This is a genomic window from Streptomyces sp. NPDC053069, from assembly GCF_044546895.1.
Classification (GTDB): domain Bacteria; phylum Actinomycetota; class Actinomycetes; order Streptomycetales; family Streptomycetaceae; genus Streptomyces.
In genome coordinates, this window is the sequence record NZ_JBITZN010000021.1 from 1 (window position 1) to 18,541 (window position 18,541).

General features: G+C 73.1%; 17 protein-coding genes and 1 rRNA gene. 13 read left to right on the forward strand and 5 right to left on the reverse strand.

Features of this window, described 5'->3' with window-relative positions:
• The 3 genes from rrf to ACIGXP_RS35730 all read left to right on the forward strand — a co-directional run.
• A 5S ribosomal RNA gene (gene rrf / locus ACIGXP_RS35720) occupies positions 1 to 92 on the forward strand; the annotation flags it as partial.
• Positions 93 to 244: 152 nt separating this feature from the next.
• Positions 245 to 1,054 carry a hypothetical protein gene (locus tag ACIGXP_RS35725; protein ID WP_399775787.1) on the forward strand — a complete coding sequence of 270 codons (810 nt, stop codon included), beginning with the start codon at positions 245 to 247 and terminating at the stop codon, positions 1,052 to 1,054.
• Positions 946 to 1,674, forward strand: coding sequence for a hypothetical protein (locus tag ACIGXP_RS35730; protein ID WP_399775789.1), 729 nt, complete (start codon positions 946 to 948; stop codon positions 1,672 to 1,674). Before ACIGXP_RS35725 ends, ACIGXP_RS35730 begins: the two co-directional genes overlap by 109 nt.
• Before the next feature lie 83 nt (positions 1,675 to 1,757).
• Here ACIGXP_RS35730 and ACIGXP_RS35735 read toward each other — a convergent pair whose 3' ends face one another.
• A complete protein-coding gene (locus tag ACIGXP_RS35735; protein WP_363218223.1) occupies positions 1,758 to 3,041 on the reverse strand; it encodes a DUF1015 domain-containing protein in 1,284 nt (427 codons plus the stop codon).
• Between the two features lie 93 nt (positions 3,042 to 3,134).
• On the opposite strand from ACIGXP_RS35735, the gene ACIGXP_RS35740 reads away from it, so the two are divergent.
• The 4 genes from ACIGXP_RS35740 to ACIGXP_RS35755 are packed head-to-tail and all read left to right on the forward strand — an operon-like array spanning position 3,135 to position 7,152.
• Positions 3,135 to 4,163, forward strand: a complete 1,029-nt coding sequence (locus tag ACIGXP_RS35740; RefSeq protein ID WP_399775581.1) for an HAD hydrolase-like protein — start codon at positions 3,135 to 3,137, stop codon at positions 4,161 to 4,163.
• A gap of 54 nt (positions 4,164 to 4,217) precedes the next feature.
• A complete protein-coding gene (locus ACIGXP_RS35745; protein WP_399775583.1) occupies positions 4,218 to 5,261 on the forward strand; it encodes a FecCD family ABC transporter permease in 1,044 nt (347 codons plus the stop codon).
• Positions 5,262 to 5,272: 11 nt separating this feature from the next.
• The gene (locus tag ACIGXP_RS35750; RefSeq protein ID WP_399775791.1) at positions 5,273 to 6,304 is read left to right on the forward strand and encodes a FecCD family ABC transporter permease; all 1,032 of its coding nucleotides are present in this window, start codon (positions 5,273 to 5,275) and stop codon (positions 6,302 to 6,304) included.
• Positions 6,301 to 7,152, forward strand: a complete 852-nt coding sequence (locus ACIGXP_RS35755) for an ABC transporter ATP-binding protein (RefSeq protein ID WP_399775585.1) — start codon at positions 6,301 to 6,303, stop codon at positions 7,150 to 7,152. The genes ACIGXP_RS35750 and ACIGXP_RS35755 overlap by 4 nt, the downstream gene beginning before the upstream one ends.
• Here the strand turns inward: ACIGXP_RS35755 and ACIGXP_RS35760 are convergent.
• Positions 7,136 to 7,483 carry an SCP2 sterol-binding domain-containing protein gene (locus ACIGXP_RS35760; RefSeq protein WP_363218219.1) on the reverse strand — a complete coding sequence of 116 codons (348 nt, stop codon included), beginning with the start codon at positions 7,481 to 7,483 and terminating at the stop codon, positions 7,136 to 7,138. The two genes, ACIGXP_RS35755 and ACIGXP_RS35760, sit on opposite strands and share 17 nt — an antisense overlap.
• 42 nt (positions 7,484 to 7,525) lie before the next feature.
• Here ACIGXP_RS35760 and ACIGXP_RS35765 point away from each other — a divergent pair, with 42 nt between their 5' ends.
• The 6 genes from ACIGXP_RS35765 (at position 7,526) to ACIGXP_RS35790 (ending at position 13,536) form a co-directional block, all read left to right on the forward strand.
• Positions 7,526 to 7,834, forward strand: coding sequence for a hypothetical protein (locus ACIGXP_RS35765; protein ID WP_363218218.1), 309 nt, complete (start codon positions 7,526 to 7,528; stop codon positions 7,832 to 7,834).
• A gap of 7 nt (positions 7,835 to 7,841) precedes the next feature.
• Entirely contained in the window at positions 7,842 to 8,657 is an 816-nt protein-coding gene (locus ACIGXP_RS35770; RefSeq protein ID WP_399775588.1) for a TlyA family RNA methyltransferase, read from the forward strand.
• A complete protein-coding gene (locus ACIGXP_RS35775; protein ID WP_031162432.1) occupies positions 8,654 to 9,559 on the forward strand; it encodes an NAD kinase in 906 nt (301 codons plus the stop codon). The genes ACIGXP_RS35770 and ACIGXP_RS35775 overlap by 4 nt, the downstream gene beginning before the upstream one ends.
• A gap of 39 nt (positions 9,560 to 9,598) precedes the next feature.
• Positions 9,599 to 11,341 carry a DNA repair protein RecN gene (gene recN, locus ACIGXP_RS35780; protein ID WP_399775590.1) on the forward strand — a complete coding sequence of 581 codons (1,743 nt, stop codon included), beginning with the start codon at positions 9,599 to 9,601 and terminating at the stop codon, positions 11,339 to 11,341.
• A gap of 38 nt (positions 11,342 to 11,379) precedes the next feature.
• A complete protein-coding gene (locus ACIGXP_RS35785; protein WP_399775592.1) occupies positions 11,380 to 12,132 on the forward strand; it encodes a hypothetical protein in 753 nt (250 codons plus the stop codon).
• Between the two features lie 267 nt (positions 12,133 to 12,399).
• On the forward strand, positions 12,400 to 13,536 hold the full coding sequence (locus ACIGXP_RS35790; RefSeq protein ID WP_363218214.1) for a glycosyltransferase family 4 protein: 1,137 nt from the start codon (positions 12,400 to 12,402) through the stop codon (positions 13,534 to 13,536).
• 34 nt (positions 13,537 to 13,570) lie between these two features.
• Here the strand turns inward: ACIGXP_RS35790 and ACIGXP_RS35795 are convergent, their stop codons facing one another.
• The 3 genes from ACIGXP_RS35795 to ACIGXP_RS35805 are packed head-to-tail and all read right to left on the reverse strand — an operon-like array spanning position 13,571 to position 18,444.
• Positions 13,571 to 15,217, reverse strand: a complete 1,647-nt coding sequence (locus ACIGXP_RS35795) for a PucR family transcriptional regulator (protein ID WP_399775594.1) — start codon at positions 15,215 to 15,217, stop codon at positions 13,571 to 13,573.
• A 44-nt stretch (positions 15,218 to 15,261) separates the two neighbouring features.
• Complete coding sequence (locus tag ACIGXP_RS35800) at positions 15,262 to 16,593, reverse strand: FAD-binding oxidoreductase (RefSeq protein ID WP_399775596.1); 1,332 nt, start codon at positions 16,591 to 16,593, stop codon at positions 15,262 to 15,264.
• A gap of 48 nt (positions 16,594 to 16,641) precedes the next feature.
• The gene (locus tag ACIGXP_RS35805) at positions 16,642 to 18,444 is read right to left on the reverse strand and encodes a glycoside hydrolase family 15 protein (RefSeq protein ID WP_363218225.1); all 1,803 of its coding nucleotides are present in this window, start codon (positions 18,442 to 18,444) and stop codon (positions 16,642 to 16,644) included.
• Positions 18,445 to 18,541 lie beyond the last annotated feature (97 nt).

Consider the following 18,541-nt stretch of genomic DNA (forward strand, 5'->3'; position numbering starts at 1 on the left):
CGCCCGGTTACATTCCGAACCCGGAAGCTAAGCCTCACAGCGCCGATGGTACTGCAGGGGGGACCCTGTGGGAGAGTAGGACGCCGCCGAACAATCTTTGGAAGGACCCCTGGTCACCAGCGTTCAGCTGGGACCAGGGGTCCTTTTGTTTTTACAATGCTTGCGGTACCTAAGACAGGAGTCACCATGTCCACCAACTCTCCCGACGACCGACCGGAGCGCGACCAGCGGCGACGGGACAGTGGTGACCGCGCTGATCGTGGGGGCTACCGGGGCGACCGTGGTGGCTACCGCCGCGACAACGACCGTGGCGGTTACGGCCGGCGTGATGACAACCGTGGTGACCGCGGCGGCTTCCGCCGTGACGACCGCCGGGATGACCGCCGGGATGACCGCCGGGATGACCGGCGTGACGACCGGCGTGACGACCGGCGTGACGATCGGGGTGGATTCCGGGGTCGTGACGACCGTGGTGGTTACGGCCGTCGGGATGATCGTCGTGAGGGTGACCGGGGTTCGCGTCCGGCCTTCCAGCGCGACGACCGTGACCGTGGGCCGCGTCGGGACGACCGCCGTGACGACCGTGGCGGCTTCCGTCGCGACGACCGTGGCGGGGACCGTCCGTCCTACCGTCGTGACGACGACCGTGGCGGTTACGGCCGGCGCGATGACACCCGTGGCGACCGCGGCGGCTTCCGCCGCGACGACCGGCGTGACGACCGCCGCGACGACCGGCGTGACGACCGCCGTGACGACCGTGGCGAGCGCGGTGGATTCCGGGGCCGCGACGACCGCGGTGGACGTGGACCCCGTCGCGACGACCGTGGTGGTCGGCCCGGTGGCTTCCGGGGGCGTGACGACCGGCGTGACGACCGCAGGGGCGGTGGCCGCTTCCGCGATGAGCGTGACCGGGATCGTGACCGTGACCGCGAGCCGATCAAGAGGCTGCCGATCCCGGAGGACGTCACCGGCGACGAGATCGACAAGGACGTCCGGCAGGAGCTGCAGAGCCTGCCCAAGACGCTCGCGGACGATGTCGCCAAGAACCTGGTGATGGTGGCCCGGCTCATCGACGAGGACCCCGAGGGCGCCTACGGCTACTCCAAGGTGGCCCTGCGTCTGGCGTCCCGTGTGGCCGCCGTACGCGAGGCCGCCGGGTTCGCGGCGTACGCGAGCCAGAAGTACTCCGAAGCCCTCGCCGAGTTCCGGGCCGCGCGGCGGATGACCGGCACCGTGGACCTCTGGCCGGTGATGGCCGACTGTGAGCGTGGGCTCGGGCGGCCCGAGAAGGCCCTGGACATGGCCGGCGCTTCCGAGGTGCACAAGCTGGACAAGGCCGGTCAAGTCGAGATGCGGCTCGTCGCGGCCGGTGCCCGGCGTGACATGGGCCAGCTGGACGCGGCCATCGTGACCCTGCAGAGCCCGGAGCTGGCCTCCAACTCGGTCCAGCCGTGGACCGCGCGCCTGCGGTACGCCTATGCCGACGCCCTGCTGGCCGCCGGCCGGGAGGCCGAAGCGCGGGAGTGGTTCGCCAAGGCCGTGGAAGCCGACCGGGACGGCAGCACGGACGCCTCCGACCGGCTCGCCGAGCTGGACGGCGTGGAGTTCGTCGACGCTCTGGACGAGGGCCAGGGTGAGCCGGAGAAGCCTTCCGACGCGGACGGCGACGAGTAAGAGCACAGGAGAGAAGAGGGCAGGCCCCAGGGTCTGCCCTCTTCTCGTTCCGGGCGCTCGGATCGGGCGCTCGGAACGCGCGCTCAGATCTCCAGGGCCCGCAGCACCAGCCCCGACGCCGGTTTCGGGCCGAACGACGTCGACTTACGGGGCATCGTCACGCCGTGGCGGGCCAGGTCGCGTACGACCTCCTCGCGGACGGGGTGCATCAGGACGGCCGTACTGCCGTCGTGTTCCGCCTTGTCGACCGTCGCGGCCGTGTCATGGATGTAGGCGATGTGGGCTGCGGAGTCCTCGGGGATGTGCCAGACGTGGTCCAGCAGCGTGTGGTGCAGGACCGTCGCGTCCAGGGAACGCCAGGCGGCCGGGCGGTCGACCGGGATCGTCCGGGCCAGCAGGGCCGGGTCCGGGCGGTCGAGCAGGTGGAAGGCGCCGTCGCCGGCCAGCAGGAAGGCGTTGCCCGCGCAGGACGCGTCCGCGAGCGCCGCCAGTGCCTCGGTGAGCGGTGTGTCGAGGTGCCGTACCCGGAACAGGCCCTCCACGGCCGCGAGCGCGTCCGCGACCCGCAGGCCGTGCAGCAGGCGGTGGATGGCGCGGACGCGCAGCGGGTAGCGGGCGGTGTCGACGAGCAGCACCAGGCCGTGGTCCCAGGGGCTGGGGGAGGGGTGCTCCGCGCGTAGCCGCAGGTAGGTGGCCCAGCGGTGGTGGCCGTCGGCGATCAGGGCCTGCTGGTGGGCGAGGTCGGACTGGATACGGGCCAGGTCGGTGGGGTCGGTGATGGACCAGAGACGGTGGTGGTAGCCGTCCTCGGTGGTCGTGTCCAGCAGCGGGGGCTTCTCCGCCGTGCGCTCGATGACCTCGGCGGCCGTGCCGTCGCCGTGGTAGGTCAGCAGCAGCGGTTCCAGGTTCGCGCGCGTGGCCCGCATCAGGGCCGCGCGGTCGGCGACCACCGGCGGCATGACGTCCTCGTGCGGCAGCACCACGCCCTCGGCCGGGTGCGAGACCCGCAGCAGGCCGATGACACCCCGCTGCAGCATGTCGCCTCCGTCCCGCTGTTCGTAGACGTACAGGCCGGGTTCCGGGTCCGCGGCGAGGATGCCCTCGTCCAGCCAGCGGCGCAGGGTGTCGGCCGCCTGTTCGGTGCGGGCGCTGGGCGTGCCGGCCTGAGGAAGGATCAGCCGAACGATGTTGTGCGGATCGGCCGACTGGAGGTGGTGCACCCCGTCGGGGCGGACGACGACGTCGTACGGCGGTGAGGTGACGGAGGCCAGGCTGCCGACCCGGTCGGGGTCGTAGCGAAGGCCGCGGAACGGGGTGAGTTCCAGGCCTCGGCGCGCCGTTGCTTCCGAGTGACCTGCAGTGTTCATCCCGGCATCGTACGTGTGTCAGTGGTGTGCGGGATGATCGGGGGAAAGGCGATGGAAAGCCTTTGAACGTCGGCGAACGAGGAGCGATGTGGAATGAGCCAGACGGTCAGGACGAGGCCCGAGGGCAGTGGGCAGCCCCTGAGCGAGGCGTACGACACGGCGCTGCTCGATCTGGACGGGGTGGTGTACGCGGGCGGGAACGCGATCGCGCACGCGGTGGACTCGCTGGCGGTGGCGCGCTCGGGCGGGATGCATCTGGCGTACGTCACCAACAACGCGCTGCGGACCCCGGACACGGTGGCGGAGCATCTGACGGAGCTGGGGATACCGACGGCTGCCGACGACGTCATCACGTCGGCGCAGGCGGTCGCGCGGCTGATCAGTGAGCAGGTGCCGGCCGGGGCGCGGGTGCTGGTGATCGGCGGTGAGGGGCTGCGGGTGGCGCTGCGCGAGCGGGGGCTGACCCCCGTGGAGTCGGCGGACGACGATCCGGCGGCGGTCGTGCAGGGGTACGGCGGGCCGGATCTGACCTGGGGGCGGTTCGCGGAGGCGGCGTACGCGGTCGCGCGCGGTGTGCCGTGGTTCGCCTCCAACACCGATCTCACGATTCCGAGCGGGCGGGGCATCGCGCCGGGCAACGGGGCGGCCGTGGAGGTCGTACGGATCGCGACGGGCAAGGAGCCTCGGGTGGCTGGCAAGCCGCTGCCGCCGATGCACCGCGAGACGGTCATCCGGACGGGTGCGAAGCGGCCGCTGGTGGTCGGTGACCGGCTGGACACGGACATCGAGGGCGCGTTCAACGGCGAGGTCGACTCCTTGCTGGTACTGACCGGTGTCACGGACGGCGCCCGGCTGCTGGCGGCGCCGCCGCAGCACCGGCCGACCTATGTGGACGCCGATCTGCGCGGGTTGCTCACCGGTCAGCCGGAGGTCACCGCGGTCTCGGGGAGCTTCCGTTGCGGCGGGTTCACGGCGACGGCCGGGGCGGACCGGCTGGAGCTGGAGGGGGACGGCGAGGCGCTGGACGGACTGCGGGCCCTGTGCGCGGCGGCCTGGACGGCGGCCGGGGAGGGCTCCTGCGAGCTGGACGGAGGGAAGGCGCTGGCCCGTCTTGGACTGTGACGCATCGGCAGCCGGGGATCGAGATCAGGGGCGAGGGTAGGCTAACCTAACCTCGTGTTGGTCGACAGTCCTCCGGAACCACGCGCGGAGACCGCCCCCGCGCCCCCAACCCGCCGAGCGGTCAGGGCCCTTGGGCTCCTGCTGTCCGCCGCGATCCTGATGCTCGTCGCCGTGGCGAGCATCGCGATCGGGGCGAAAGCACTGTCGCCGGACCAGGTCTGGCACGGCCTGTTCCACGACACGGGGACCTACGGCGATGTCGTCGTCGACGAGCGGCTCTCCCGCACGGTTCTCGGCCTGCTGGCCGGTGCCGCGCTCGGCCTCGCGGGTGCGGTGCTCCAGGCGCTCACCCGCAATCCGCTGGCCGACCCGGGACTGCTCGGGATCAACGCGGGTGCCTCCGCCGCCGTCGTCACGGCCATCACCTACTTCGGCGTCACCAGCCTCACCGGCTATGTGTGGTTCGCCTTCCTGGGGGCGGCGGCGGTCGGCGCCCTGGTGTGGTTCCTCGGCGGCAGCCGGGGCGCCACTCCGGTACGGCTCGCCCTCGCCGGTACGGCGATCAGCGCCGCCCTGTACGGCTATCTCCAGGCCGTGATGATCATGGACGATGCGGCGCTGGGCAAAATGCGCTTCTGGACGGTGGGTTCGCTGGCCTCGGCCACCGACTCGACCATCCTGCAGGTGCTGCCGTTCCTCGCGGTCGGCACGGCCCTCGCCCTGGCGCTGGCCCGGCCGCTGAACGCCATGGAGATGGGCGACGACACCGCCCGCGCCCTCGGCGCCCACCTGGGCCGCACCCGTGCCCTGGCCATGCTGGCCGCCACCGTGCTGTGCGGTGCCGCCACCGCCGCCTGCGGGCCGATCGTGTTCGTCGGCCTGATGGTCCCCCACGTGGTGCGCTCCTTCACCGGCCCCGACCTGCGCTGGATCCTGCCGTACGCCACGGTCCTGTCCCCGGTGCTGCTGCTCGGCGCCGACGTCGTCGGCCGGGTCGTGGCCCGTCCCTCGGAACTCCAGGTCGGCATCGTCACCGCGCTCATCGGCGGCCCGGTCTTCATCTTTCTCGTACGACGGCGGAGGACGGCCCAGCTGTGAAGACCCGCCCCATGAACCGGGCCGTACGCACTCCCGGCGGGCTCTCCCTGCGCCTGGACCTGCGGGCCCTGGTCGTCGTCGTCCTGCTGCTGGCCGCCGCGTGTGCTCTGGGCGTCGCGCTGATCGGCACCGGTGACGCGAAGATACCCGCAGGTGATGTGCTCAGGACCCTGGCCGGTAACGGCACCGCGTACCAGGACTTCATCGTCAACGAACTGCGCCTGCCGCGTGTGCTGGTGGGGCTGCTGGTCGGCGCCTCGCTCGGCCTCGGCGGCGCGCTGTTCCAGTCCCTCTCGCGCAACCCGCTCGGCAGCCCGGACGTGCTGGGCCTCTCCCAGGGCTCGACGGCCGGCGCGCTGGTCGTCATCGTGCTGATGTCCGGGACGGCCACCCAGGTCACCTTCGGGGCGCTGATCGGCGGCCTGGTGACCGGACTCGCCATCTATCTGCTCGCCTGGAAGCAGGGCGTGCACGGATACCGGTTCGTCCTGGTCGGCATCGGCGTCTCCGCGATCATGACGGCCGTCAACGGCTATCTGCTCACCAAGGCCGACCTGGTCGACGCGGCCCGCGCGGTCGTGTGGATGACCGGATCCCTCAACGGCCGCGACTGGGACCAGGTGTGGCCGCTGCTCGCCCTGTGTGCCGTCCTCGTCCCGCTGGTCCTCGTGAACGCGCGCGGGCTGCGGATGACGGAGATGGGCGACGACGTCGCGAACGCCCTCGGGGTGCGGGTGCAGCGCGTCCGGCTGGTGCTGATGGTCTCCGCCGTACTGCTCACCGCGGCCGCCACCGCCGCCGCCGGACCCGTCAGCTTCGTCGCGCTCACCGCGCCGCAACTGGCCCGGCGCCTGACCCGCTCGCCGGGCCCGAACCTGCTGCCGTCCCTGTGCATGGGCGCCACCCTGCTGGTCGCCGCCGACTGGGCCTCGCAGCGCGCGTTCGGTGCCGACCAGCTGCCCGTCGGCGTGGTCACCGGTGTCCTCGGCGGCTGCTATCTGCTGTGGCTGCTGGTCGCCGAGCGCAGGGCGGGCCGGATATGAGCGCCGTCCCCGAGTCAGACAGCAAGAGGAGCACTGTGAACCGTCTGTCCGCCGAGAACGTCACCCTCGCCTACGACCAGCGCGTCATCGCCGAACAGCTGTCGGTGGAGATCCCCGACAACTCCTTCACGGTGATCGTCGGCCCGAACGCGTGCGGCAAGTCGACGCTGCTGCGGGCGCTGTCCCGGATGCTCAAGCCCAGTGAGGGCAGGGTGCTGCTGGACGGGCAGGTCATCCAGTCGATGCCCGCCAAGAAGGTGGCGCGGACCCTGGGCCTGCTCCCGCAGTCGTCCCTCGCGCCCGACGGCATCACCGTCGCCGACCTCGTCGGCCGCGGCCGCTACCCGCACCAGAGCCTGCTGCGCCAGTGGTCGGCTCAGGACGAGCGGGTCGTCCAGGAGTCGATGCGGCAGACCGGGGTCGACGGGCTGGCCGACCGGTATGTCGACGAGCTGTCCGGCGGGCAGCGGCAGCGGGTGTGGATCGCCATGGCGCTCGCCCAGCAGACGCCGCTGCTGCTCCTGGACGAGCCGACCACCTACCTCGACATCCAGCACCAGATCGACGTCCTCGACCTGTGCGCCGAGCTGCACGAGACCCAGGGCCGCACCCTGGTCGCCGTCCTGCACGACCTCAACCACGCCGCCCGCTACGCCACGCACCTCATCGCCCTGCGCGGCGGCGAGGTGATCGCCGAGGGCGCCCCGAACGACATCGTCACGGCCGAGCTGGTGGAGCAGGTGTTCGGCCTGCGGTGTCAGGTCATCGACGACCCGGAGACCGGCACCCCGCTGGTCGTACCGGCGGCCCGCAAGGCACGCGCGGCGAAGGTCACAGCAACTTCCTGAGCCGGAACAGATCCAGCAGGCTCGCCTCCAGCTTCACCCGGCCCGTCCCCCAGGCGGTCGCGAAGTTCAGCCGGCCGTCCACCAGGCCCACCAGATCGTCCCCGGCCATGGCGAGCCTGATCTGCGCCTTCTCGCGCGGCGGTCCCGGACGGGTGTCGTCCACCTCGATCCGGCCGCCCGTCATCCGGCCGACGAACGTGACGTCCAGATCGGTGATGTGACAGCTCACCGAGCGGTCCAGGGCGGCAGCCGCACGAACGTCGCCCTCGGCGCCCTGCATGTTGTCCGAAAGCTTTCCCAGCGCGGCGCGGCACTCCTCGATCGTGGCCATCGCCCACGACGGTACCCCAGCGGTTCGGGGTAGCGTCTGGGCATGAGCGACTCGGTTCCGCAGACGGAGATCCCGGTGGAGGCGGTGGAGGCACCGGAGGCGTACGACTCCGCCGCGCCCGCCCCCCTGAACGTCCCGCGCACCCCCACCGGCAACGCGGAGGTCGACGCCCAGCTGGCGCGGCTGGCCGACGCCGACCACCTCGCCACCGACGGACACGTCGAGGTGTACGAGGATGTACACCGGGGGCTGCGCGACGCGCTCACCGCGCTCGACGCCCGCCCGGGACCTCCGGTGCCCCCGCCCTCGCACCAACAGACGCCGTCACCGGCGTACCGACACAGGAGCTGAACCGAACGTGGCAGGAGTCGCACGTCGCCGTCTGGACGCGGAGCTGGTCCGCCGGAAGCTCGCGCGTTCGCGTGAGCACGCCAGCCAGCTGATCGCCGCCGGGCGGGTCACCGTCGGCAAGACCGTGGCGACCAAGGCGGCCACCCAGGTGGAGACCGCCGCCGCGATCGTGGTCCAGGCCGACGACAGCGACCCGGACTACGTCTCCCGGGGCGGCCACAAGCTCGCCGGCGCGCTCGACGCGTTCGTCCCGCAGGGGCTCGTCGTCGAGGGCCGGCGCGCGCTGGACGCCGGCGCCTCCACCGGCGGCTTCACCGACGTCCTGCTGCGCGCGGGCGCCGCACACGTCGTCGCCGTGGACGTGGGATACGGACAGCTCGCCTGGTCTCTGCAGAGCGATGAACGCGTCACCGTCAAGGACCGTACGAACGTACGCGAGTTGACGCTCGAGGCGATCGATGGGGAGCCTGTGGATCTTGTCGTGGGTGATCTGTCCTTCATCCCGCTCGGGCTGGTGCTGCCGGCCCTCAAGCGGTGCGTGAAGCCGGACGCCGACCTGGTGATGATGGTCAAGCCGCAGTTCGAGGTGGGCAAGGAGCGGCTCGGCAGCGGGGGTGTCGTACGGAGTCCGCAGCTGCGCGCGGAGGCCGTGCGGGGAGTGGCCGAGAAGGCCTGGGAGCTGGGGCTCGGGGTGCAAGGTGTCACCGCCAGCCCGCTGCCCGGCCCCTCGGGGAACGTCGAGTACTTTCTCTGGCTGCGGGCGGGGGCACCCCAGGTGGACCCGGCCGACGTCGACCGTGCAGTGGCGGAGGGGCCGCGTTGACACAGAACCTGGCGCGTACTGTTTTCCTGCTTGCCCACACCGGGCGGCCCGCGGCGATCCGCAGTGCGGAACTCGTCGTCAAGGGCCTGCTGCGGCACGGCATCGGGGTGCGGGTGCTGGAGGAGGAGGCGCGCGACCTGCCGCTGCCGGACGAGGTGCAGCTGGTCAAGGAGGCCACCCCGCAGTGCCTCGACGGGTGCGAGCTGCTGATCGTGCTCGGCGGCGACGGCACGCTGCTGCGGGGTGCCGAGTTCGCGCGGGCCTCCGGGGTACCGATGCTCGGCGTCAACCTCGGACGGGTGGGGTTCCTCGCGGAGGCCGAACGGGACGACCTCGATCGGGTGGTCGACCGGGTGGTGGCACGCTCCTACGAGGTCGAGGAGCGGATGACCGTCGATGTCGTCGTGCACCGCAACGGGGACATCGTGCACACGGACTGGGCGCTGAACGAGGCGGCCGTGCAGAAGGCCGGTGCCGAGAAGCTGCTGGAAGTCGTGCTGGAGATCGACGGGCGGCCGGTGTCGGAGTTCGGGTGCGACGGGGTGATCCTCTCCACGCCCACCGGGTCCACGGCGTACGCCTTCTCCGCGGGCGGGCCGGTGGTGTGGCCCGAGGTGGAGGCGCTGCTGATGGTGCCGATCAGTGCGCATGCGCTGTTCGCCAAGCCGCTGGTCACGTCGCCGGATTCGGTGCTCGCCGTGGAGGTGCTGCCGCACATCCCGCCGGGGGTCCTGTGGTGTGACGGGCGGCGGACCGTGGAGCTGCCGCCCGGGGCGCGGGTGGAGGTGCGACGGGGGGCCGTGCCGGTGCGGCTGGCCCGGCTGCACCATTCGTCGTTCACGGATCGGTTGGTGGCGAAATTCGCGTTGCCGACGACCGGGTGGCGAGGGGCGCCTCACTAGAAAGAGCGGCCTGTGTGCACTCCCCGCCCCGGACCTCGTATGGTCTGTTCCGTGTTGGAGGAGATGCGGATACGGTCGCTCGGGGTCATCGACGATGCCGTCGTCGAACTGTCGCCCGGGTTCACCGCCGTCACCGGTGAGACGGGTGCGGGCAAGACCATGGTGGTCACCAGCCTGGGGCTGCTGCTCGGTGGACGGGCGGACCCGGCGCTCGTGCGGATCGGCGCCGGGAAAGCGGTCGTGGAGGGGCGGGTCACCGTCCCCGCGGACGCCGCCGCCGCCGTACGCGCCGAGGAGGCCGGGGCCGAGCTGGACGACGGGGCCCTGCTGATCAGCCGTACCGTTTCCGCCGAGGGTCGCTCCCGGGCGCACCTGGGCGGGCGCAGCGTCCCTGTGGGGCTGCTGGCCGAGCTGGCCGACGACCTGGTGGCCGTGCACGGGCAGACCGACCAGCAGGGGCTGCTGAAACTGTCCCGGCAGCGGCAGGCCCTGGACCGGTACGCGGGCGACGCCGTCGCCGTGCCGCTCGCCAAGTACTCCGAGGCCTACCGGCGGCTGCGGGCCGTCTCCGCCGAGCTGGAGGAGATCGTCACGCGCGCGCGTGAGCGGGCACAGGAAGCCGACATGCTGCGGTACGGACTGGAGGAGATCGCCGCCGTCGAGCCGCGGGCCGGGGAGGACGTCGAGCTGGCCGAGGAGGCCGAGCGGCTGGGGCACGCGGAGGCGCTGTCGTCCGCCGCGACGGCCGCGCACGCCGCTCTCGCGGGCAATCCCGAGGACCCCGAGGGGATCGACGCGTCGACGCTCGTCGCGGGCGCGCACCGGGCGCTGGAGGCCGTGCGCTCGCACGATCCGGCGCTGGCCTCGCTCGCCGACCGGATCGGGGAGATCGGGATCCTGCTCGGCGACGTCGCCGGGGAGCTGGCGGGCTACGCCGACGACCTCGACGCCGATCCGCTGCGGCTGGCCGCCGTCGAGGAGCGCCGGGCCGCCCTGACCGCCCTCACCCGGAAGTACGGCGACGACGTCAATGCCGTCCTCGCCTGGGCCGAGCAGAGTGCCGCGCGGCTGACGGAGCTGGACGGCGACGACGAGCGGATCGATGAGCTGACCGCCGAGCGGGACGCGCTGCGGACCGAACTGGGCGGTCTGGCACAGGCGTTGACGGATGCGCGGACGGAGGCCGCCGAGCGGTTCGCCGCCGCCGTGACCGCCGAGCTGGCCTCGCTGGCGATGCCCCACGCGCGCGTGTCCTTCGACATCCGCCAGACCGAGGACCCGGAGGGTGTCGAGGTCGGCGGGCGTACCGTGGCCTACGGGCCGTCGGGCGTCGACGAGGTCGAGCTGCTGCTCGCCCCGCACCCGGGCGCGCCGCCGCGGCCCATCGCCAAGGGTGCGTCCGGCGGTGAGCTGTCCCGCGTGATGCTCGCCGTCGAGGTCGTCTTCGCGGGCACGGATCCCGTGCCGACCTATCTCTTCGACGAGGTCGACGCCGGTGTCGGCGGCAAGGCCGCGGTCGAGATCGGGCGGCGGCTGGCGAAGCTCGCCAGGACCGCGCAGGTCGTCGTGGTCACCCACCTGCCCCAGGTCGCCGCCTTCGCCGACCGGCAGCTGCTGGTCGAGAAGACCAACGACGGGTCGGTCACCCGCTCCGGCGTGAAGGTGCTGGAGGGCGAGGAGCGCGTCCGCGAGCTGTCCCGGATGCTGGCCGGCCAGGAGGACTCCGAGACGGCCCGGGCGCACGCGGAGGAACTGCTGGCCACGGCGCGGGCCGAGCTGTAGGCGGGTTCCGGCCCGGGGGCGGGTTCTAGGGTGGCGGGATGATCGTCCAGCGAAAGTCCCGCTCGTTCCTGCTGTCCGCCGCGCTCACCCGGGCCGGCCAGGCCCTGCTCCGTTGCAGTGCGCCCGGCGGACGGGAGCGCTGGGAGCGGAAGAACCACGCGGGCCGGCCCGTCGGGCTGTACGCCGGCCCCGCCTCCGCCGTCTCGGTCGCCGTAGCGGCCGGGCGGGCGCACCCCGGTGCCGGGCTCGCCGTGCTGGCGGCCGGGGTGTGCGGGGCGTACGACGATGTCGCCGGGGCCGGGGATCCGCGCCGTGGGTTCCGGGCACACCTGGGGGCCCTGCGGGACGGGGAGGTCACCAGCGGGGCCGTGAAGCTGTTCGGGATATCGGCGGCCGGGCTGGTGGCCGGCGCGCTGATGAAGGAGCGGTTCCTCGACAAGGTGCTCGCCGGTGTCGTCATCGCCGGGGCCGCGCACGTCGTCAACCTCCTCGATGTACGGCCCGGCCGGGCGGCCGGTGCCGTGCTCGCACTCGGGGCGCCGGGTCTGCTGCGCAGCGGCCCGGCGGGGGAGCTGGCCGCCGCCGTCGTTGGCGCCGCCGCGGCCGTCCTGCCCGAGGACCTCGGCGAGCGCACGATGATCGGGGACACGGGGGCGCACGCCCTCGGCGCGGCGCTGGGGGCGGCCGTCGTGGCCGGCAATCAGCGCCCCGCCCTTCTCGCGCACGCCGTCGCGGTCGTCGCGGCCACGGTCCAGGGGGACCGGGTGAGCGCCTGGGCGCGGGCGCTGTGAGCGTCTGACCTTGCCGTATGCGGTGGGGGCCGGTCGTCCGTGCCGGGGTGTCGCTCACCCGTGTGGGTGACATGCTCCGGCGCATTGCCCCGGCCCGCCGCACTGTGCGCCCGCCGGATTTCCCGTAACGGCCGGTTCCCCTGGCATGCTTGAGGGAACACGGTCCGCGCGGGAGGCGCGCGGGGTACGTCCTTCCGCCCCCCTGAGCCCGCTACCTTCTGTACGTTTCCTCGTGACCGCCCACGCAGAACCAGGAGCGCCGGCCCCGTGACCCCTCTGAGCAGCAACGCACCGCACGGCCAGTCGCCGCTGCGCACCGTGCAGGTGCTGGGCGGAGGCAACGCCGGCAGCAGTGCGCATGTGCGCTCGCTGGCCGAGGGGCTCGTGGCGAGGGGCGTGCGGGTCACGGTGTGCGCCCCCGTCGAGGCCGACCGCGCCTACGACTTCACCGCCGCCGGCGCCGAACATGTGCACGTGCCTCGCAGCAGCGACCCCGTCTCGGTGGCCGCACTGCGGACGGCCTGCGCGCACGCCGACCTGGTGCACGCGCACGGGCTGCACGCCTCCTTCCGCGCCGTCCTCGCGCTCAGCGGCCGGCGCACCCCGCTGGTGGTCACCTGGCACAACCGGGCGCAGGCGGAGGGCCCCCGAGCGCATCTGCTGCGGTTGCTGGAACGGCGGGTGATGCGCACGGCGGCCGTGGTCCTCGGCACCAGCCCCGACCTGGTGGACCGGGCCCGGCGGACGGGGGCGCGGGACGCCCGGCTCGCCGCCGTCGGCCTGCCGGGGCAGCGCCGTCCGGTCGTCCTCGACGACCCCGACCGGCTGCGTCCCAAGGTCCGGGCCGAACTCGGTGCCACCGGACGCCCGTTGCTCATCGCGGTCGGCTCCCTCGACCGGCAGCGCGGCTACGACGTCCTGCTCGACGCGGCCCGCGCCTGGCGGGACCTGGACCCCGTGCCGCTGGTCGTCATCGCCGGGGAAGGGCCGCTGCGTGGGGCGCTGCTGCGGCGGATCGAGGACGAGGAGCTGCCGGTGCGGCTCATCGGGCACCGCGAGGACGTGCCCGAGCTGCTCGCCGCCGCCGATCTGGCGCTGCTGACCAGCAGTTGGGAATCCCGGTCCGTGCTCGCCCAGGAGGCGCTGTACGCGCGCGTGCCGCTCGTCGCGACCCGGGTCGGCGGCATCCCCGACCTCGTCGGCGACGCGGCCGAACTCGTCCCGTACGGCGACCCGGCGGCGCTCGCGGACACCGTCGTACGGCTCCTGGGGGACCCGGAGCGCCGGGAGGAGCTGTGCGAACGGGGCGTGCGGCAGGCCGCCGGGTGGCCGACCGAGGACGAGACGGTCGCCCAAGTGCTCAGCGTGTACGACGAGTTGACGCAGCCCAGGCCCCTGGCCTAGGGGGTGCCGACCGGCCTGATCCAAACGACACCCCCTAGGGCACGTGCCTGCGGGCCCTGAGTGCCAGGCTCAACGCCAGGACCGTCTGCGGATCGTCGAGGTCGGTGCCCAGCAACTCCCCGATCCGCGCGAGCCGGTTGTAGAGGGTCTGTCGGTTGAGGTGCAGTTCGCGGGCGGTCTCGGCCTTGCGCCCCGCGTGCGCCAGATAGGTCTCCAGGGTCGGCAGCAGCGGCGGCTTGGAGCGGTGGTCGTGGTCGCGCAGCGGGCCGATCGCACGGTCCACGAACGCGGCGAGGTCCGGATGGTCGCGCAGCCGCCACATCAGCAGGTCGATGTCGAGGCGGCGGGCGTCGTACCAGGGCCGGTCGGTCAGGCCCTGGGCCGCCGTCGCCGTCTCCGCCGCGTGCCGCAGCCCGGCCGACGCGGCCGCCCAGCCGCCCGCCACACCGACGACCACCACCGGCGGCGGCGAGCCCGGCCGGCGCATCCCGGCCCGCTCCACGCCCGCCCGCAGCGCCGCCGCCACCCGGTCCGCGACCGCCGGGCGCTCCGGCTCCGAGCGCAGCCCGACCAGCACCAGCACCCGGCCCTCCACCGGCCGCACGCCCAGCAGCACCGGCACCCCCACCGCGGCCAGCTCCTCGGAGACCGCCCGCGCCAGCACCGCCCAGCCTCCGCCGGGGGAGAGGGAGTCGCCGATCCGCATCACCACCGGCAGCAGCGGGCTGTCGCCGGGCTTGAAGCCGAGCACCCGGGCCTGCGCGGGGGCGTCCTCCGCAGCGATACGGCCCTCGGCGAGATCGGTGAGGAAGTCACCACGCCCCCGGGCGGCCAGCTCCTCCTCCTGCCGGGCCTGCATCAGCACCACGGCCAGGATGCCCGCGGCCCGCTCGGCGGCGATCCGGTGGACCGGCGCCAGGGCCCCGCGGACCGGCAGCAGGACCAGCCGGGCCCGCACCGAGCCCGCCGTACCGGGACCGCCGCCCGGCACATCCACCAGCACCGAGCCGGCGGGCGGCGGCGCGTCCTTCTGCGGACCGCGCAGCCCCTCCCACACCTGCAGCGGGTCCGCGCCCTCGGGCCCCTCCCCGGCGGCGTACAGCAGGCGGCCGTCGGACGTCTCCAGGAACACCGGGTTGCCGCTGAAGTCCGCCAGGATCCCCAGCACCTGCGGCACCCCGCCGCCGCCCAGCAGCGCCTCGGTGCAGCGCCGGTGCACTTCCTCGGCCCGCTGCAGCAGGGCGTAGTGGCCGTTGACGATCTCGGTGTGGATCTCCTCGGTCACCGTCACGAACGGCACCTCGCGGTGCAGCTGCACCAGCGGGAGTCCGGCGCTGCGTGCGGTGTCCACCAGTGCGGCGGGCAGCCGCGTGAAGCGCGGGCCCAGCTCCACCACCAGAGCGGCGATCCCGCGCTCGGCGAGGGTGCGCACGAACGCCCGCTGCTCGGCCGGGCGGGTACCGAGTCCGTAGCCGGTGGTGAGCAGCAGTTCGCCGCCCTTGAGCAGCGAGGCGATGTTCGGCACCTCGCCCGCGTGCACCCAGCGCACCGTGCGCCCCAGCCGGTCGGCACCCGCGAGGATCTCCGGCAGCCCGCTGCGCAGTCCGGGCAGTTCCAGCGCCCGCTGAAGGGTGATCCCGGCGCCCTGGGTGTCGAGTCGGTTGTCCGTACGGCTGTCCATGCAGCGGACGCTACCTGCGCAAACGTCCGCGGGACAGCTCTGCGCTAGATCGGCCGGATGTTGTGGTTGAAGCGGAAGACGTTGTCGGGGTCCCAGCGCCGCTTGACCTTCTCCAGCCGCAGCAGGTTGCCTGCGCCCAGGCCCGCCCGGACGCGTTCGGGTCCCTCGTCGCCGACGAGATCGAGGGGGACGGCACCGGTGCTCCACGGCCGTACATCGGCGCACGCGTCCCGCACCCAGGCGAGAGCACGCTGGTCATCGGCCGGGTCCGTCCAGCGGGCGAAGGGGTGCAGCAGCCAGGGCGCGTCCCGGTACGGCACCGGGTACGCGGCCGGCCCGGTGACGACCGCACCGCCCAGCGGCAGGAGCATGTGCCGGAAGCCGCCCGGCACCGGCACCGCCTGCGCTCGGGCGCAGAAGACGTCCACCAGCGCGTCCGGCAGGTCCATCAGGCACTCCGCCGACCAGTGGGCCCGCCCGCCCGTCGCGCACAGCCGACCTTGCGCCTCGGCACCGGTCAGCTCCGCGGTGTGCGGCAGTGCCAGCAGCGGTTCGGTGAGTCGGCGCAACCCCGCCTCCCCACCCGCATACGTCAGCAGCGCGCCGCACAGCGCCCGGTCCAGGGCCGGATACAGCACCGCGCCGCCCACCTCGTCCGGGCCGGTACGGATGATCTCGCGGAAGGTGCGGACCACGTCCGGGCCGAATTCCGGCAGGCACAGCAGCAGCATCACCGAGAACTGGGGCAGCTCGTGCAGCCCCAGCGTGAGTGCCGTCGCGACGCCGAAGTTGCCGCCCCCGCCGTGCAGCGCCCAGAACAGCTCGGGGTTGTCGTCGGCGCTGGCGTGCACCCGCTCGGCGTCGGCGGTCACCAGCTCCACCCCGATGAGGTCGTCCACGGCGAGACCGAAGGCACGGTCCAGCCGGCCGGTGCCGCCGCCGAGCACGAAGCCGCAGACGCCGGTCCCGGCCATTCGGCAGCCGGTGGCCGCCAGGCCGTGGGGCCGGGTCGCCCGGTCGAGGTCGTCCGTCGTGGCCCCGCCCTCGACCCGGGCCGCCTCGGCCACCGGATCGACGGTCACGCCCCGCATCCGGCGCAGATCCACCAGGAGCGCGCCGTCGACCCGGGCCCCCGCCAGGCCGTATCCGCCGCCGCGCACCGCGATGCGCAGGTCCAGCTCGCGTGCGAAGCGGACGGCCCGGACCACGTCGGCCGCGTGCGCGCACTGCGCGATCACGGCCGGGCGAGGGTCGGCCATGGCGTTGAGGACGCCGCGGGTGTCGTCGTAACCCGGGTCGTCCGGGGCGAACACGTCACCGGACAGATCCTCGCGGAGCGCGGCGAGTGCCGCGCCCGCCCTGGCACGGGCAGCCATGGCAGCCCCCTTCCGGACAGGGTGCTGCTGTCAGCCTAGGCGGACCGCTCAGCCCCCGTACGCCCCGGACGCCGTGAGCCGCAGTGCCGTGTCGATCAGCGGCACATGGCTGAACGCCTGCGGGAAGTTGCCCACCTGCCGTTGCAGACGCGGATCCCACTCCTCCGCCAGCAGACCGAGGTCGTTGCGCAGCGCGAGCAGCTTTTCGAAGAGCTTGCGGGCCTCGTCCACGCGGCCGATCATCGCCAGGTCGTCGGCCATCCAGAAGGAGCAGGCCAGGAAGGCGCCCTCGTCGCCCGGCAGGCCGTCGACGCCCGCGTGGTCGCCCTCCGTCGGGTAGCGCAGGATGAACCCGTCCTGGGTGGACAGCTCGCGCTGGATGGCTTCGATGGTGCCGATCACCCGCTTGTCGTCCGGCGGCAGGAAGCCCATCTGCGGGATGAGCAGCAGCGAGGCGTCCAGCTCCTGGGACCCGTAGGACTGCGTGAAGGTGTTGCGCTCCTTGTCGTAGCCCTTCTCGCACACGTCCCGGTGGATGTCGTCGCGCAGTTCCTTCCAGCGCTCCAGCGGGCCGTCCGCGTCCCCGGACTCGATCAGCTTGATGGTGCGGTCCACCGCGACCCAGGCCATCACCTTGGAGTGCACGAAGTGCCGGCGCGGACCGCGCACCTCCCAGATGCCCTCGTCCGGCTCCTGCCAGTGGTCCTCCAGATAGCGGATCAGCTTCAGCTGGAGCAGGGAGGCGTAGTCGTGGCGGGCCAGGCCCGTCATGTGGGCCAGGTGCAGGGCCTCGGTGACCTCGCCGTACACGTCCAGCTGGAGCTGGTGCGCCGCGCCGTTGCCGACCCGGACCGGGGCGGAGTTCTCGTAGCCCGGCAGCCAGTCCAGCTCGGCCTCGCCCAGCTCGCGTTCGCCCGCGAGGCCGTACATGATCTGCAGGTTCTCGGGGTCGCCGGCGACCGCGCGCAGCAGCCACTCGCGCCAGGCGCGGGCCTCCTCGCGGTAGCCGGTGCGCAGGAGGGACGACAGGGTGATCGCTGCGTCGCGCAGCCAGGTGTAGCGGTAGTCCCAGTTGCGCACGCCGCCGATGTCCTCCGGCAGCGAGGTCGTCGGCGCGGCGACGATGCCACCCGTGGGTGCGTACGTCAGGGCCTTCAGGGTGATCAGCGAACGGACCACCGCCTCGCGGTAGGGCCCGTGGTACGTACAGTGCTCGACCCACTCGCGCCAGAACTCCTCCGTCGCCTCCAGCGAGGCCTCCGGCTCCGGCAGCGACGGCGGCTCGCTGTGCGAGGGCTGCCACGAGATCGTGAACGCGATCCGGTCACCCGGGGCGACGGTGAAGTCGGCGTACGTCGTCAGCGACTTTCCGTAGGTCTCGGCCTCGGTGTCGAACCACACCGAGTCCGGTCCGGCGACCGCCACCGTGCGGCCCTCGTGCTTGTGCACCCAGGGCACGACACGGCCGTAGGAGAACCGCATGCGCAGGGCCGAGCGCATCGGCACCCGGCCGGTGACGCCCTCGACGATCCGGATCAGCTGCGGCGCGCCCTCACGCGGGGGCATGAAATCGGTCACGCGGACCGTACCGCGCGGGGTGTCCCACTCCGACTCCAGGATCAGCGAGTCGCCCCGGTAGTTGCGCCGGGTGGCCGTGGGCGGCTGCACGTCGGCCGCGTGGGCCGGGCCGAGCCGCCAGAAACCGTGTTCCTCGGTGCCCAGCAGGCCGGCGAAGATGGCATGCGAGTCGAAGCGGGGCAGGCACAGCCAGTCCACCGTGCCGTCCCGGCAGACCAGTGCTGCGGTCTGCATGTCTCCGATGAGTGCGTAGTCTTCGATGCGCCCGGCCACGTGCAACTCCAGTCGAACGGCCACGTCACCCCCGCGCAGGGGGCTGTCGCTAGTGCGGTCAAGGGGTCGTTGTTATGCGTCGTTGAGCGGTGAAGCA

Coding starts and splice junctions, on each gene's coding strand:
- ACIGXP_RS35735 (WP_363218223.1), bottom strand. CDS start 3,041: ATGAACACTGCAGGTCACTCGGAAGCAACGGCGCGCCGAGGCCTGGAA.
- ACIGXP_RS35740 (WP_399775581.1), top strand. CDS start 3,135: ATGAGCCAGACGGTCAGGACGAGGCCCGAGGGCAGTGGGCAGCCCCTG.
- ACIGXP_RS35750 (WP_399775791.1), top strand. CDS start 5,273: ATGAACCGGGCCGTACGCACTCCCGGCGGGCTCTCCCTGCGCCTGGAC.
- ACIGXP_RS35755 (WP_399775585.1), top strand. CDS start 6,301: ATGAGCGCCGTCCCCGAGTCAGACAGCAAGAGGAGCACTGTGAACCGT.
- ACIGXP_RS35760 (WP_363218219.1), bottom strand. CDS start 7,483: ATGGCCACGATCGAGGAGTGCCGCGCCGCGCTGGGAAAGCTTTCGGAC.
- ACIGXP_RS35765 (WP_363218218.1), top strand. CDS start 7,526: ATGAGCGACTCGGTTCCGCAGACGGAGATCCCGGTGGAGGCGGTGGAG.
- recN (WP_399775590.1), top strand. CDS start 9,599: ATGGTCTGTTCCGTGTTGGAGGAGATGCGGATACGGTCGCTCGGGGTC.
- ACIGXP_RS35785 (WP_399775592.1), top strand. CDS start 11,380: ATGATCGTCCAGCGAAAGTCCCGCTCGTTCCTGCTGTCCGCCGCGCTC.
- ACIGXP_RS35795 (WP_399775594.1), bottom strand. CDS start 15,217: ATGGACAGCCGTACGGACAACCGACTCGACACCCAGGGCGCCGGGATC.
- ACIGXP_RS35800 (WP_399775596.1), bottom strand. CDS start 16,593: ATGGCTGCCCGTGCCAGGGCGGGCGCGGCACTCGCCGCGCTCCGCGAG.